Below are 15,189 nucleotides of genomic sequence, written 5' to 3'. Positions count from 1 at the left end.
CAATGAATAGTTCCCTATTACGATTGCCGAAAAATGATGAAATCAGGTAACTAATCATTAGAATTTAAAATATCTTAATTTGATTTACTTTTATTTTTTGAAACAAGTTTAATAATATCAAGTTAAGAAGAAACTAGCGAAAACCTATTAAACAAGGTGCGATTGGAGTATCAAGAAGACGAGAGGTAGCGATGTCATCGAAGAAACCGGAGGTTTCCGTAAACTCCGTTTTTCTTCGGGAAAGAAAGATAAGGGGAAGAGTTGGCCCTATCAACATAAAGCGTTCTTCCCATCTCATTTTCCTTTTGGCGTATCCAAAGAGTAGAAAAGACACGCTGGCAGATAGCGAACAGAAGCAAAGAAGGTTTAACTTTGTGGAAGTCGCTTTTCTTTGCGCTACAACCATTTGAAGCACGAAATGTCTCTACGCTCTCTTTCAACAGAGATTTCATGCTCAAAAAAAAACGGAGGTCCTGAACGACATTTCATTTCCCGTTTCCATGTCTCAAAAAAGAGGATGCTCCGTTCCGTTTTCGACGCCCCATCGCTAGGCGATGTCGTATACTAAAGTCCTGACAACAAACTGCCAACTTGAACCACTTCCAGAACTGTAGCGTCATCGGCAACCGGTTCGAGAACGCAGAGAATGACAACAAAGCCTATAACTGAGATATCGTCTTACTCAAGACATTCGACGACGATATCCCAGTTGAAGGCAGGGGTGAAACAGATGAATCGGATCGTCTCCTCCAGCGTTCAGAAAGCAATTATAGACTATATTCTTTCTACCGCACAAAGGGTTGAACGTATTCAACTTCTAAAGAAACAAAGGCCGACAAATCCTTGAAATCAAAGAGACGCTAAATAAGAAAGAGGAACTAAGTTCTGAAGTATTGGTCGAATCCGTTTTTGAAGAGTTTGAAAGTCTACAACAAAAAATCGCGAGATTGGAAGAAGCGCCAACCCATGTAAAGCTTCAAATCAGTAAGGCGCTGGAGAATCGGATGGAGGTGTCGGTTTCTCTGTTTGACTTGCTATAGTAACTACCGGAGGTGAATCCCTGTTATAGGGAGAACAAGTGGATATAATTACATTCATAAATTTAGTGTTATTAGTCGTATTGCTAGCTTTAACGGCCTTTTTCGTCGGTTCGGAGTTTGCAGTCGTTAAAATACGTATGTCGCGTCTAGATCAGCTGATTGCTGAAGGAAACCAAAAAGCAATCACTGCAAAAAAAGTGGCCAGTGACTTAGATTACTATCTCTCGGCGTGCCAGCTCGGGATCACCGTGACGGCCCTTGGTTTAGGAGCCCTCGGAAAGCCGGCAGTGGAACGTTTGATGTATCCGGTTTTCGATTTCTTTAACGTGTCGGATGCCGTCGCTGCGGCATCATCTTATGCCATCGCCTTCATACTTGTCACTTATCTGCACGTGGTATTAGGGGAGATGGCTCCGAAAACGCTCGCCATCGAATATGCCGAGAAGATGTCTTTATTACTTGCCCCGCCTCTCTATTGGTTCGGAAAAATTTTAAAGCCATTCATCTGGGCACTGAACGGGGCTGCGCGGGTCCTGTTACGACTATTTGGTGCACAGCCGGCCGGTCATAATCATGCGTATTCGGAAGAAGAATTGAAAATTGTCATGGCGCAAAGTCAGGAAGATGGCGAACTTAACGAAACCGAGTTCTCATACATGGAGAACGTTTTCACCTTTGATGAGCGATCTGCCAAAGACATCATGGTGCCTCGTACCGATTTGGTGACGATTGACAAAGATATGACGCTTCAAGAAATCGTTGAAGTTCTGGATGAAAACAATTACACGCGATATCCGGTAACGGAAGACGGCGACAAGGACCGGATTCTTGGCTTTGTCAGTGCGAAAAAGATGCTTCCTTATATCGTTGCTGAGCGCCCATGGAATATTGAGAATTTCATCCTTGAAGTCCCGACCGTTTTTGAAATGACCGGTCTGCAGGACGCTTTGCTGAAAATGCAGCAAGCGCGTGTCCATATCGCCATCGTGACGGATGAGTACGGTGGTACAGCCGGAGTCATTACGTTGGAAGACATCATGGAAGAAATCGTTGGCGAAATTCGCGATGAATTCGACGCGGATGAACAAGCGGAAATCACTCAAATTCATGAAAATCAGTATTTGATTAACGGACGTGTGTTACTCAAAGACTTAGAACATCGATTTGGCTTGACCTTCGAAGAAGGCGACGATATCGATACGTTGGGTGGCTGGATCCAATACAAGAGTATTGGAGAAGTAAAAGTCGGCGATACGTTGAAAACGGATGAACACACGGTATGGACCGTTTCAGAAATGGACCACCAACAAATCAAGCAAGTGACGTTCCAGCAGCACGCGAAATAACGCCGCACTCAAAACGATTGACTCAACTACATGGAGGTGAATCCCCTGAACCAGGGGAACTATATTGGATGGACAAATAATAGTTAACTTAATATTGATCGCATTAATGATTTTAGCGACTGCGTTCTTCGTCGGGTCCGAGTTTGCTATTTTGAAGGTACGGATGTCTAGAATCGATCAACTCATTTCAGAAGGAAACAAAAAAGCAGTACGTGCCAAAGAAGTGGCCAATGATTTGGACTACTATTTGTCAGCCTGTCAGTTAGGGATCACCATCACTGCACTCATTCTTGGTGCACTCGGTGAACCGACAGTCGAGAAAATACTGCGGCCGGTCTTCGACTACTTTGCAATGCCTGACGCATTGGCTACGACGCTTTCGTACGCCATCGCGCTAGGGATTGTGACGTTCTTACACGTGGTCATCGGTGAATTGGCACCAAAAACATTGGCGATCCAGTATGCCGAACGAATGACCCTGTTGCTCGCACCGCCTCTCTACTGGTTCGGTAAAATTTCTAGCCCGTTCATTCGGGTATTGAATGGATCAGCCCGCTTATTCCTAAAATTGTTCAACGTAGAGCCGTCGGGGCATGAAGAAGCCCACTCAGAAGAAGAGTTGAAGCTGATCATGACAGAAAGCTTTAAGAGTGGGGAAATCAATCAAACCGAATTGACCTACCTGAAAAACATTTTCGAGTTTGATGAGCGTATCGTAAAGCACATCATGATTCCAAAAACAGAGATGATCACAGTCGATAGTCAACTATCACGCGATGAGCTGTTCAAAGTCATCGATGAGTATGAGCATACTCGTTATCCGATCACTGATGGGAAGGATAAGGACAAACTGATCGGATTCTTGAATACGAAAGAATTATTGACGAGCATGGCAGCGGGTCGCACCCCGGAACCGAAATCGTTCGTCCATGACATGCCTAGTTTCCCTGAGACGACACCGATTCAAAAAGTGTTGACCAAAATGCAACAAAGCCGTACCCATATGGCAATCGTCACGACAACGGACGGGAAGACCGCCGGACTGGTGACGATGGAAGACATCCTAGAAGAAATCATTGGTGAAATCAATAATGAATCTTTTGATTTGCTTCCAAGTAACACATAAACAATGATGTTTAATGAATATTAATGAATTGATTTATAGTATTTCGAAAAAAACATGGACAAATTAATAACAAAACCACAGGACTATAGGCAATATGTTTTAGCTGGATGGAGCGACGGTATCTCCTCTTCTCGTACGAGATCCATTCATACGCCTCTCTGTCGAGATTAGATTCTTTCGATTCTATGATATACTTCATGGAATCGATCACCTGCCAGCCCTTTGTTCCGGTCCTTCGGACCATCCAAGTCAGCCGGCCTCTCGGATGGTCCGAAGGACGATTTTGCACTACTCAAATCCATGCATCTACATTATGATGATAAGAAGGATGGTGGTGGTCCGGGTCGGATCGACATGATATGAGCGCCGTCAGGTGATGTCATCCGACGATTCTATGTCCGACACGGAGCGATAGATGGGGAACCGGGATCATCCCATCCGAGTAGCTGTCGATCCCGATCGAGACGGGCAGGGGGCGCCACTTCACCATATCCCCCTCTCATCCGGTCGGTGCTCTTTCACAAGGACTTCACACGGACGGCTCATGTTGCTTGGAAAACGAACGTTTTAAAGATGAAATGTAACCTCATCCTCTTTCAACCTGACCTCATGTTCAAACACCGGAGGTTCTGAACGGCATTCCGTTTCCCGTCCCTCCGTCCGATGCGTTAAACTAATCAGGTGCGACCCGGGATACCACGACCACCCGGGGGCGCAACCGGTCAACGTTCCCGTCTCAAAAAAAGGGGATGCCCCGTTCTGTTTTCGAGGCCTCATCGCCCTGCGATATCGTATACTAAATCCCTGACAACAAACCGCCCGCCGGCCCGCGCATCAGAAGACACCGAAAACCTAGCGCATGCAAGCACCGTCGATCATCCAATCGTTTTTCTCTGTTTGACACATGATGGAGAGGGATGCGCGGACCGTCAGGCAACCGATTCTCCCCGGGCCCCTCACGGCGATCCGGGTCTTTTTTGTCGTTTCTGGCAAAAGAAGATGGATAGAGGCTTTCAAAAACAGTCGGAACGCTGTTCCCTTTTTGAACTCAAGGGGCGTCAACATCCGACTCGACCGTGAGCGCCACACGCATGGCGAGACGTACTACGTGTACGGTGTCGACTCGAAGGACAACGAGGGGCCCCCGGGGGAATTAGTCCTTGGGTCGTTTTATGATACGTTCAAGCCGGCGTCTCTGCTATTCGTGGCAATGCCGTTACTGGCCTGTTACTATCGCTCACGTGATGCGGCAGGGATGTGGGGGGCCTGGGCGATCCTTGGGTTCTATATTCTGTTCGTTATCGTGGCCGTGTACGGGTTCGGCGCGATGAAGCCGTACTATCGTGGCATTTTTGACCCTTATCCAGAGGATATGTAAGGTCAGATTTGTGAAGACAAGGCGTATTGACACTCCAACTCATCCCGAAGGGTAAGCTTGCGGTTACAGCCGTGGGAGTGTCAAAACCTAAGGTTGTAGAAACCAATGAAGACAAAGAACAGGACGGAAGCGATGACGACGCCTTGGGCGACGCGTTCAGTTTCGAACCGCCTGAAGAGCCTCATCGTCACCCACTCACTGAGGATTAGGGCGCTCATGGTAACTAAGACTTTGAGTAACTATTGACGTCTGTCCTTTGAAAGAAGAGGAGGCATGCGATGAGGACCGCCGAGTTCACGAGTGAGGAAAAATATTTGGTTTTAGACAGGACGAGCACCTCCTTTAAATTAATTGCTCTCGAGACGTCTGCCTTTCTTTTTGTTGTATGCGACTCGTAACTGGATGTATATCTAATGCACAGTCAGAATGCCTGATAGCGTGAGTGGATCCGATAGAATTTCATTCCTTGAGTAGACACAAGAGATATAGAGCATACATACCAAAACAGAGACTACAAAATCAATCGGTTTCAGATGTGGGTCCATATATTCGACGGTCCACGATTTAAACTTCGACATTGTCATTCCCCCTTCTTCGACATCATACAATGATGTCAAAGAAGGGGCTCGTCTCATGTTCAGGGACAGAGGATTCATTTTTTGCGTAATCGTTATCGTTAATAATATTGTTAATATTCTTTTGTTAGTATTTTTGATAAGAAAACAGTCCAATATTATGTATTGGACTCAGGCTGTTGACGAACCAAATCGCATATGGCGATTTGGTTCGTCTTTTTTATGTTCAACGAGCTTGAGGCGTTCGGCCCGTTCCTCGTTCACGCGGGTGAGAAGCTCGTCCTCGATCGCACCGACGAGCCGTTCGACCTCGACCTTGTCGAATTTCTTCTTGTTCGCGTTCGCCCGGATGTGCGTGGAATCCGTGATCAGGATGCGCCCGGAGACGAGACCGTGAGATTCCGCCTGTCGGACGATGTCCTCGAAGATTTGTTGGAATACGTCGTTCCCCTGGAAGCGTCGGCGGTAGGCCTGGCTGATCGTCGAATGGTCGGGAACCTTCTCATCGATGCCGAGACCGAGGAACCCGCGATAGGCGAGGTTCGTCTGAACCTCCCTCACGGTCTGGCGCACGGAACGGATGTTGAACAGGGGTCCGAGTAGGATGATCTTGATGATGATCTCCGGATCGATGCCGGGCGTACCGGTGTTCGAATAGAGCGGGGCGCAGAGCCGGTGCACGATCGAGAAGTCGATGTGACGGTCGAGTCTCCGGACGAGATGATCCTGCGGGACCAGCTGGTCCAACGTGGTCTTCGACTGGATCGGTTCATGTCGTTTCTCAGAATGGGCGCGATACATATCGGGTTCCTCCTTTTGATGACGGGTGAACTTGGTGTTTACCTTTAAAGAGCGTCGATATCTAAATGTGGTTTTTCGTGGTTGTTTTTGGTCGTCGAAGTTTCATCGGCTCTCTTTTTCGCTGAGAGCGACTCATGGACTGGACGACCGTCGAGCGACTGAAGGAACTTTGCCACTTCTAGAGGCTGAGAGAAGTCCAAGTCCCCGGCGAGTTCGTTAATAAGCAGAATTATCTGCGCATAGGCCCGGACGCTCCCCTTGTGCTTGTTGTGGAAGTGATCAATCGCTCCATATTCCACATCATTTAAAGAGCTAAGGCGTAGGGATAGGGCGGTTTTACGTTTTTTATCACTCAACGATAACACCCTCTTTGACACGTTGCTCCTCAAGTTGCTCTGCAAGAATATATAATCCCTTCAGGTTTAAGGTCACACTGTCTTCGAGCCCGCTAACAAGGGTCACGTTCCATTTGCTTGTTATTGGTAGCAAGGCTTGTTCTAGTCCTTGCTGGAACACAACGGCCCCTCCACCAATCAAAATGACGTTGTCGACTTCGTGTTCAGCATCTCTCTCGATCAGTGTTAATTGGCGCTCAGTCTGTTCAGCAATTTCTTGAGCCTGGACACGTTTATGGTTTTCGAACAATTTGCGTAGTTCTAGGGCATAGTCCTTCTTCGATTTCATTTTAGCCTTATAAGTATGGCGAGAGTATTCCATTCGATGCAGGCGAGCATAAGATTCAGTCGCGCCTTCAAGGGCGTGACCCACACCGTTACGACTTCCAGAAGTCAATGAGGGAACCGGTATCCCTTCGTTGGTAAACGCATACTCCGTCGTACCTTCTCCGATATCAACAATTAAGTTACCTTGTTTGTGTAGCGCTGAATCTAGAGCGTATAGAGCAATCACGCCTTCAGAGGTCACTTTAACGGTTTGATACTCTAACGATACACGTACTCTTTCATCGCCCAACCAGATTGTGACGAGGTGGTCTCCGAGCAACTGTTATTCGAGCTGTCGTGCGTGCGCCTTGTTCTTGGCCCAGAGCATCGCAGGGATGGCAGTACCGAGCGTGATTGTCGCGTCGATCCGTCTCGGGATGTCCCCGTGGTGGTCGACATGGTCACGAAGAAGTGAGACCGCCAATAAGGCGTGTGTCACGTAGGCCGACTGTTCATTCTCGTGTTTGTTCGATCGAACGGTCGTGCCGTCGATCGGCATCGTCATGAGCACGGAACTCGTACCGACGGAGAAGGCGGCCTTTCCAACGGCGTGCGGACCGGACAACGTGTGAATCGCAGACGAGGAAATCTAAACGACGAGGTGGTCCAACAGCCGTTCGGCCAACTGGAGGGCCGTTATGTCCCCGAAGTTGTAGTTCTAAGAAGAGCTGATGGCCTGTGAGGAGCGCTTCTCTCGTAAGAAGTATCGGATCGGGCGATCTGTGTTCTTTTCCCGGTCCTGATGCTTATCCTGATCTTCGATTGTGGTATGTGAAATAATGATGCTACGCCAACGATGGGGCAGGAGAAGAGGCTTTCTCGCGTGTGGCACGAGGGATGCGAGCCTAGCGCAGTCTGGCGAGTCGTCCCGCAAGTGCCCCGATAAGCGGGTCGGAGGCGTCAACGCCGGAGAGCTGCGCGTTCAGGTCTCTTTTTTTCGAGTCCTTGACTCTATGGACAGCACAAAAGGACCGGCAGGGGATGTAAGCGCTTGTCTGGTGTGTCCGCCCTGTCGGTCCTTCGTATGGTGTGTCGGGACCCTCCCGTGGGAGGCCTGTCCCAGATGGCTGGGGGGACCGATCTTCCTTCGTCGAGGATAGAGGGTGTGCCGTGGAACGCTTTGAAGGAGCGTTCCACCGGGAGTGACCCATGTGTCCTTCACGATCTGATCGATCGCGCCCAGCCCTCCCTAGTATAAGGCATCTTCCCTGGCGGGGACACCAGAAATGAATCAACGCCCCATCAAACATAAAAAAGAGCCTCCCGATCGGTCGTCGGAAAGGCTTCTTGTCGCACGGGAAGTAGGGATAACCCGTACATGTTTGATTATATATGAAACCACGAGGGCGTGGGTGGCAAGCTTTGCCAAAGAAAATCTAAAAAGGAGTCCAGGAACCGTTTCGGGGCGGTCCCTGGCTTCTTTGTTCCTCTCCCGTCCAAGGCGTCCTTCTTCTACATACCTAACATGTTGACCTATGACTTTCGAAATGAACGCATACATATCCAGATAGAGAATTCTTTGAATTCGGATCGAAGGACGCAGCGTCCGGGAGCTGAACAAGACGTGTTACTGACCGATGTGACGAGAACATCTAACGACAATGCACATAACACAAAAAAGGGTATCGACGCCCTGAAGGAAGAGACCGAACAGGTTTTAGTCTCCAGGGACGTGGACACCCTTATCCTATCGCATAGACAAGTTGTCGTATGAACGAATAGGAGACGGCATGCATGCATATTTTGAGAGGACGAACGAAAGCCACCCCAGTCCAAGAGGTGGCTTTCGTCCTACCATCCTAAGTCTGCACACCATTTGGCGGAGTGTTGGGAGCCGTCATTTCCCAGAAGAAACCATCAAAAGAAAACTCTAGGCTAACGACTTCCAACTACTCACCATTTTAGTATCCCGAAGGGTCTCGCCTTGTTCAAAATGAGAACGCTTGCGCGTTAATTTTTGAGAATAGATGTACGTTTTCCAGAACGATTCAGACCATGAATGGCACGTCTTCGGCCTGTTCACTGACCGCAGGACGGCCCTGACTGTCGTGACGAGTCGCCGAAAGGCAGCAAGGTAGGGCGTGGAAACGCCTTGTGTGCGCGATAAAAGCGCAGCGAGTCACATGTCGGGGTTGAGACACCCCGGAGTCTTGGAACGCCTAGACATACGGATACCTCGTCTTGCACTAGACGGAGAACGTGGTGGGCAGATTTTAACCGCATCCTTTTTCAAAGGGGTTAGTCTGCCCATCCAGCCGTTTCCTATCTTCCCTACCGGAGTATGCCCGGTGCGCTCTTTGGTTTCAAGTCTTTTTCTTTCCAAGTTCTAAAAAGAAAAGAACGACAAGCAAACTGATCAGCGAGGAAGCAGTAGAAGATGTAAATTCATATGTGGCACGAGGAATACGAGCCTAGCGTAGTCTGGCGACGTGTTCCGCATGTGCCCCGACAAGCGAGCGAAGGCGTAAACGCCGGAGCGAAGTGCGTTCAGCAGAGAGAAGAAGGATCTCGAGAGGATCGCCCGATCCATCCGACAGGATGCAGGGCGATCCAGAAGGACAAACAAGAAGGGATTAGCCCCGGAAACTTAGAATGAAAGAGGGGAAGAGGGAAGGTTAGTTAAAACTTAAGAAGGAAGGTTGTTTCTTATGACGGACAAGAATCTGACCATTTTCGAGGTCACGGAGTTGAACGAGCGCATGAAGTTCCTCGATCTGGCGAAAGCGTATGCCCCGGTGGGCAAGGAGAAGCTTCGCGAGGCGCTGAAGTCGGCTGGTGCGACGTTCGACCAACGGACGAAACGGTGGCACATCGACCGGAGCCATCCGAATGCGGACAAGAAGGTGCTCGATTTCGTGCAATCGACCCGTATCCGTCCACCGACACCGAAGAAGATCGCAACTGAGCCGTTAACGGTCGACCCGGTCACGGGCCAGTCCCGGTTGGATGACGATTATTTCGAGATCGAGACGAGGCCCGGACGGGTCGATCGAAAGAAAGTCTCGTTGGATATGGACGCGATGTTGCATAAACGATTGAAAAAGATGGCGGTCGAACACGAGATGAGCCTGTACTTGTTGATCGAAAACATATTGGCAGACCATATCAAGCGCCAGAAATGAGACCCCGATCGGTCGATGTGGTTCTGTGGCGTTCCACGCGTCCTCGCCTATGCGTAGTGCTCTCGTCAGCTGGTTCCGTGGGCACAAACTTGAATGGAAATAAAAACGAGTGCCAAAGGCACTCGTTTTTGGATTCATCGAAGGGGATTCCCCGTACGATGGTTTTGACAGATAAACATCGTGAACGTCGTCACCCCTGCGGGGCGAGGCTCCCGTCGAAGAGCGGGTTCTTGAACACCGTCCCGGAGAGCGTCTCGGCCGCGAGCGCCTCGGCCGTCGTGGCCGCGGGCACCTCGAGCACGAGCGAGGTGATCGGGTTCTCCGTCGTGATCGCGACCCCGGTGAAGATCGACACCTTCAGGAAGAAGACCTCGTCGGAGAGGACGCGCAACGTCGCCTCATACACGTTCGCCCGGTTCTGGCGTCGCTTCTGCGTCTCGTTCCAATACGAGGTCTCGGACGCGACGGCCCCATGCAGGTGCACATAGGCCTCTGTCGCGCCGGTGTCCTCGAGCTGGAACCCGTCCCGGTCATACGCCTTCACGGCGATCCGGTAGTACGCCTCGCCCTTCGGCGCCCGCAGGCGCAGACACTTCAGCTTGCGCGCGTCGATCGTCATCCCGTCCGCCAACAGCCCCCATGCGGGGATCGAGTGGAACGTGACGACCGGCTCGCCGGACGGGTCGCTGACGACCTGACGTTCGAGCGACGACCAGCCGTGGAGGTCGTATTCCCACACGCCGTCCCGGAACAGCGTCCGGGCGTCGAGCTGGAAGAACGGGTGATCCGGAGCCGTCGGCACCACCGGTCCCGTGGGTTCCGGCACGAGGGCACGGAAGCCTCCATTCCGGTAGAGGTAGTACCCCTCCGGATGGGTGGCGGTGTCGAGGTGATAGAGCGTCCCCTCGACCGGGACGACCGGCTCCGCCGTGAGGCGGGTGAGCTGGATCGACCCGACATCCGTGATGGATGAGACAGAGGAGATCGTGTCGACGTCCCGGATTTCCGTGACGTTTGTGAGGCTCTCGACATCGGACATCGTCCCGACCCCGGTGATGGCATCGACGTTCGTCACGGAACGGACATCCGTCAGGAGGTCGACATCGTGGATCGTCCCCGTGTTTTGAATCATTTTTGTGTCCTGGATGGACTTCGCGTTCCGGATCGAATGGTTGTTCCGGAAGTTGGCGTCCGACAGCCATCCGACGTCGACCAGGTCATTCTTCGGCGTCCCGTTGTCGGCACGCTCAATGCCACTGTAGATGAACGACGTATGGATGCGTCGCTTGTCAAGCACCTGGTTCATCTCGTTCTCCGGCCCGTCCATGATGAGTGTGTTCTTTCTGTTTATTTCAAAGCCAGAGAAGAAGTTGCCGGCGATGAAGTTGTCACGAGAGACGAGCTTGACAACCCCCTTGCCAGGGAGTTCCCCGGCGTAGGTCCCGAGGCGGATACCGGCGTATCCCACTCCGGCAGCGATGAACGCATCCTCGTCGTCTTCGTTGAGCTCGAAGCGGTTCCCGCTCACCGTGCAGAAGGCGGCACCGGTCAGGTTCACCCCGTACCGGACACGTTCGAAGGCGCAGCCCGTCACGTGGATGTGGTTCGTGTAGCCTGTCTCGACCATCACGCCGGTGTTCCCCCCGATGACCCGACAGTTCTGGACCCGGTTCGAGTTGGCGCTGTGGTGGAAGACGAACCCTGCTTCGAGGTACCCTCCATTATTGCCCCCGTTCACGACGACGTCGTAGAACGTGTTGTAGTAGGCCGTCCCCTGCCCGAATGCCTCCCCGGCGCCGCCGGTGACGTGGAACGCCCTCCCCTTACATCCGTTGGCGAGCACGTGGACGCGTGAGATGACCGTGTCGTACACCTGGTCGAGATGGAAGCCATAGTTGGTGAATGCAGAAAGGCGCACGCGCAGGTCCTTGATGTGGGCCCGGTCGATCGACCCCGTCGTGTCGGTGATCTTGTCCGTCTTCGGGTTGTAGAAGAGGGGCTTATACACGCCGAATTCCGTCAGGTGGCGGATGTCACTCTCGGCGCCGACGCCCTGGATCGTCACGTTCCGGCGTAGCGCGATCCGTCGGACGAGATAGAGACCGGCCGGGACGAACACGTTCAACTTGTGTTCCGACGCGTAGGCGAGGCAGGCATCGAACGTGTTCGTGAAGTCGTTGTCAGGGATCTCCTGGATCGTGTCACTCCCTGTCAGGTTTTGGCGGACGGCCGGGTCGAGGACGCTGATGAACCCGTTCACGACCGCCGGGGTGCCCGTGTAGACGTGGCTCATCGTGTAGCCCCCCCGATCGGCCAGCCCTTCTCGGTCGGTGGCGTGTACGTCTCATACGACGCGTTCGTCCATTGGAAGACGAACGACCCCGGAGGGCCCTCGTTCCCCTTCGAGTCGACGCCATACACGTAGTACGTCTCGCCGGACGTGTACTTGTCCCGGTCCATCGGCACAGAGATGACGACCCCATCCTTGTGGTCCGCCGCGTCGAGCACCTGCCCGGCGGCGTCCTTGATGACGACGCGGTGCGTCCCGCGCCCGACGTACGCCACGAACTCGTCATAGCCAAGGTTGTGGCCGCTAGCAACGCGGATGTCCGGTGTCAGGGTGACGCGCCCGCCCTCGCGCCCGCGGGCGTCGAGCGTCACGATCTCGTACACCTTCGTGTCCGACTTCCCGTAGCTCTCGTCCGGGAGGTAGAAATGGATGTTGAAGGCGTCATTGTACATGTTGAGCCCGACCGTGTTGTAGTAGACGCCGTCGATGTACAGGCGCGCCCCGGCGACACCGTATCCGGGTTCTCCATAGGCGGCGAGGATCGAGCCGAAGTCCATGTGGGCATTTGTACGTCCGACCTTGTACGCCGGGACGAACGTCTCGGACGTCGTCGTCGTCGAGGCGCCCTCGCGACGCTCCGCGTCGAGCGCGACGACCTCGAGGGCCGTGCCCGACTCCAGGCCGAAGTCGAGGACGTATAGCTTGAACGTGCCGTCGGCGTCCACCTTGACGGCGCGCTTCTCCTCGCCGTCGACATACAGGCGGATCGCGTCGGCCGCCGTCGTCTTGCCGGTCAGGTACGTGTCTCCCTCGACATACGGGTCGACCGTCGTGACGGCCGACGTCGAGAGCGCCGCGTCGAGCGTGGCGACCTGTCCCGGTCGCCCGTCCTCCCCGACGGGGACGATCTTCCAGTCCTCACCGGCGCGCGGGTGCACGTCACGCGTGTAGATGGCGAAGCGTCCGTCCTGGATCTGCCCGGTGCGCACGTACGTGTCGCCCTTGTAGAGCCGGACCTTCTTCACGTCCGGTGTGACGGTGCCGGTCACCCGGTCCTGTCCCTGGTAGTAGTCGATCGGCACGGGCGCCGCGAGGTCCATGAGGAGGGCGAGCGACGACTCGAACGGCGTGAGCGCCTCCCGGGTCGAGAGGGCGGTAGGACCGGTCTCCTCGGCTCCCGTCGGCTGCGCGCCGATGAGCGAGCCGGCGAGGAGTGTCGCGAGCGTCGCCCCGCGCAGGGCGTTCACGTGCGCCTTCCGTCGGTTTGTTGTTCCTGTTGATCGTTTGGTCATGGGTTGATTCCCCTTTTCATGGATATGTAGTGGGGATGGACCCATCCCCCCACCACACCATACACCCGGTTTAGAGAGTGGAATGTTCAAAAACAGAACGGGGGACTTCCCATTTTTGAACATGAGACTGTTTGGCAACCGACGGGCGCCCCTTCCCATGTTCTGGGGATGCTACGGCGCATACGCCTCTGTCGGTTGTCACGTGAGTAGGTGAAGCGGAGGCGACGACATGTGAGACGATGAGTTGGTCGGGAGGCGTGATGACGTGAGAAGAAAACGCGCTGAAGGCGTGAAAAAGAGGCATGTTTGCGTGAAATAAAAACTCCACGCAATGTTGACGACGCTCTCAAGCCAAAGTCTGAAAATCAGACAAAAAACGCCCGTTTTCACAAACTTTTGAGGCGTTTTTGAGGTGAGGGACGACTCCCTTGTTCGGGATCGGCCAGATGCAGGACACTCGTGTATCGGGTGTCTTTTTTTTGTGTCGAAGGATGGAGGATTCGTTCGGCATGTCGATCTATTCTCCTCTCCAAAACCAAAAAAAGAGTCCCCCCTCCCTGTACGGTGTCAGGTGATTTTTTGTTCGCGAAACGACTTCTTGCGTCACAGGGTGGACGGTCTGTACACCGCCCACTTGGATACAAGGGGAAGGATGACTAAGCATAACTGTAATTTGGTCCCACAGGGGTACCAAATCACGCCCAAATCGCGGTAGTACCGCGATTTCAAGCTGGGACCAAAAAAAGGCTCGATTTCTCCCTTTTGTCTCCCTGTTTTTCGAGGTCTGTTTACAGCGGTTTACTGATTTTTCTCCCCTTTTTCTCCCTCCAGGTTTACAGGTTGCCTGTCATCCACTCGTCGATTTTCTGTCGACGACTCTCTGTTTTTTTGTTCGTGACGACGCGATTGGCGTACAGGATGCCTGCGTGCCGATTCGTCAATTTCGTATCGCAACTTGCGCAAGTTGCGATACGTTTTTGTCATGAGTCAGTGACAACATGCGTCCTACTTTTTGTCGGTCGATCGATCCGTTCGTTGATCCATTGCGTCGTGTCCCGTGTCATGTCGTTGTCGATTCTGTGCGGCCTGTCTTCTGATTTATTCGCCCGTCGGGCGATGAGTGGATGACAGGGAGGCTGTTTGGAAACGCGTTTACTTTTGTAGATTTTGCAGTTTACTGGAGTAAATTTTGCGGTTTATAAAAGTAAATCAAGCCCGAAAAGTCGGTAAATTTCAGTAAATTTTCGGCGTTTTTTTGATATCGCTCTGAAATCGCGGTACTACCGCGATTTGGGCGTAATTTGATACACATGTGATATCAAATTACAGTTATGCTCTACAAGCTCTACAAGCTCTACAAGCTCTACAAGCTCTACAAGCTCGAGTTCGTCTTCGGCAAGAAGTCAGGGACGGGACGGAAGCGCACGTCGCGGAAACAGGGCGCGGTGGCGGACGACATGGCGGGGATGCCGAAAGGGGCACAAGCATTGCTGGACA

Annotated in this window: 10 protein-coding genes; 4 read left to right on the top strand and 6 right to left on the bottom strand. The window is 52.5% G+C overall.

Annotated elements, in window-relative coordinates; genetic code table 11:
- Positions 1 to 1,078: 1,078 nt before the first annotated feature.
- From GVY43_RS15260 to GVY43_RS15250, 3 genes are all read left to right on the top strand, one after another.
- A complete protein-coding gene (locus GVY43_RS15260; protein ID WP_159563717.1) occupies positions 1,079 to 2,386 on the top strand; it encodes a hemolysin family protein in 1,308 nt (435 codons plus the stop codon).
- A 64-nt stretch (positions 2,387 to 2,450) separates the two neighbouring features.
- The gene (locus tag GVY43_RS15255; RefSeq protein ID WP_159563716.1) at positions 2,451 to 3,512 is read left to right on the top strand and encodes a hemolysin family protein; all 1,062 of its coding nucleotides are present in this window, start codon (positions 2,451 to 2,453) and stop codon (positions 3,510 to 3,512) included.
- 1,042 nt (positions 3,513 to 4,554) lie between these two features.
- On the top strand, positions 4,555 to 4,890 hold the full coding sequence (locus GVY43_RS15250; protein ID WP_159563715.1) for a hypothetical protein: 336 nt from the start codon (positions 4,555 to 4,557) through the stop codon (positions 4,888 to 4,890).
- A 746-nt stretch (positions 4,891 to 5,636) separates the two neighbouring features.
- On the opposite strand, the gene GVY43_RS15245 is transcribed toward GVY43_RS15250, so the two are convergent.
- The 4 genes from GVY43_RS15245 to GVY43_RS15230 are packed head-to-tail and all read right to left on the bottom strand — an operon-like array spanning position 5,637 to position 7,493.
- Positions 5,637 to 6,266, bottom strand: coding sequence for a transposase (locus GVY43_RS15245; RefSeq protein ID WP_159563714.1), 630 nt, complete (start codon positions 6,264 to 6,266; stop codon positions 5,637 to 5,639).
- A 44-nt stretch (positions 6,267 to 6,310) separates the two neighbouring features.
- Entirely contained in the window at positions 6,311 to 6,622 is a 312-nt protein-coding gene (locus GVY43_RS15240) for a hypothetical protein (protein ID WP_159563713.1), read from the bottom strand.
- A complete protein-coding gene (locus tag GVY43_RS15235) occupies positions 6,615 to 7,268 on the bottom strand; it encodes a hypothetical protein (RefSeq protein WP_159563712.1) in 654 nt (217 codons plus the stop codon). Before GVY43_RS15235 ends, GVY43_RS15240 begins: the two co-directional genes overlap by 8 nt.
- A gap of 3 nt (positions 7,269 to 7,271) precedes the next feature.
- Positions 7,272 to 7,493, bottom strand: coding sequence for a hypothetical protein (locus GVY43_RS15230; protein WP_159563711.1), 222 nt, complete (start codon positions 7,491 to 7,493; stop codon positions 7,272 to 7,274).
- Positions 7,494 to 9,636: 2,143 nt separating this feature from the next.
- On the opposite strand from GVY43_RS15230, the gene GVY43_RS15225 reads away from it, so the two are divergent.
- Positions 9,637 to 10,110: a hypothetical protein gene (locus tag GVY43_RS15225; protein WP_159563710.1), complete on the top strand. Its 474-nt coding sequence runs from the start codon at positions 9,637 to 9,639 to the stop codon at positions 10,108 to 10,110.
- 190 nt (positions 10,111 to 10,300) lie between these two features.
- Here the strand turns inward: GVY43_RS15225 and GVY43_RS15220 are convergent, their stop codons facing one another.
- On the bottom strand, positions 10,301 to 12,403 hold the full coding sequence (locus GVY43_RS15220; RefSeq protein ID WP_159563709.1) for a NosD domain-containing protein: 2,103 nt from the start codon (positions 12,401 to 12,403) through the stop codon (positions 10,301 to 10,303).
- Positions 12,400 to 13,692, bottom strand: coding sequence for an immunoglobulin-like domain-containing protein (locus tag GVY43_RS15215; RefSeq protein WP_159563708.1), 1,293 nt, complete (start codon positions 13,690 to 13,692; stop codon positions 12,400 to 12,402). Before GVY43_RS15215 ends, GVY43_RS15220 begins: the two co-directional genes overlap by 4 nt.
- Between the last annotated feature and the right edge of the window lie 1,497 nt (positions 13,693 to 15,189).

This window comes from Exiguobacterium sp. 8H (assembly GCF_902506255.1).
Lineage (GTDB): Bacteria > Bacillota > Bacilli > Exiguobacteriales > Exiguobacteriaceae > Exiguobacterium > Exiguobacterium profundum.
This window is presented reverse-complemented; position numbering and strand designations above follow the sequence as displayed.

Excerpts from the sequence above, each read along its gene's own strand:
- GVY43_RS15230 (WP_159563711.1), bottom strand. The coding sequence starts at position 7,493 with ATGACGATGCCGATCGACGGCACGACCGTTCGATCGAACAAACACGAG.
- GVY43_RS15245 (WP_159563714.1), bottom strand. The coding sequence starts at position 6,266 with ATGTATCGCGCCCATTCTGAGAAACGACATGAACCGATCCAGTCGAAG.
- GVY43_RS15220 (WP_159563709.1), bottom strand. The coding sequence starts at position 12,403 with ATGAGCCACGTCTACACGGGCACCCCGGCGGTCGTGAACGGGTTCATC.
- GVY43_RS15215 (WP_159563708.1), bottom strand. The coding sequence starts at position 13,692 with ATGACCAAACGATCAACAGGAACAACAAACCGACGGAAGGCGCACGTG.
- GVY43_RS15225 (WP_159563710.1), top strand. The coding sequence starts at position 9,637 with ATGACGGACAAGAATCTGACCATTTTCGAGGTCACGGAGTTGAACGAG.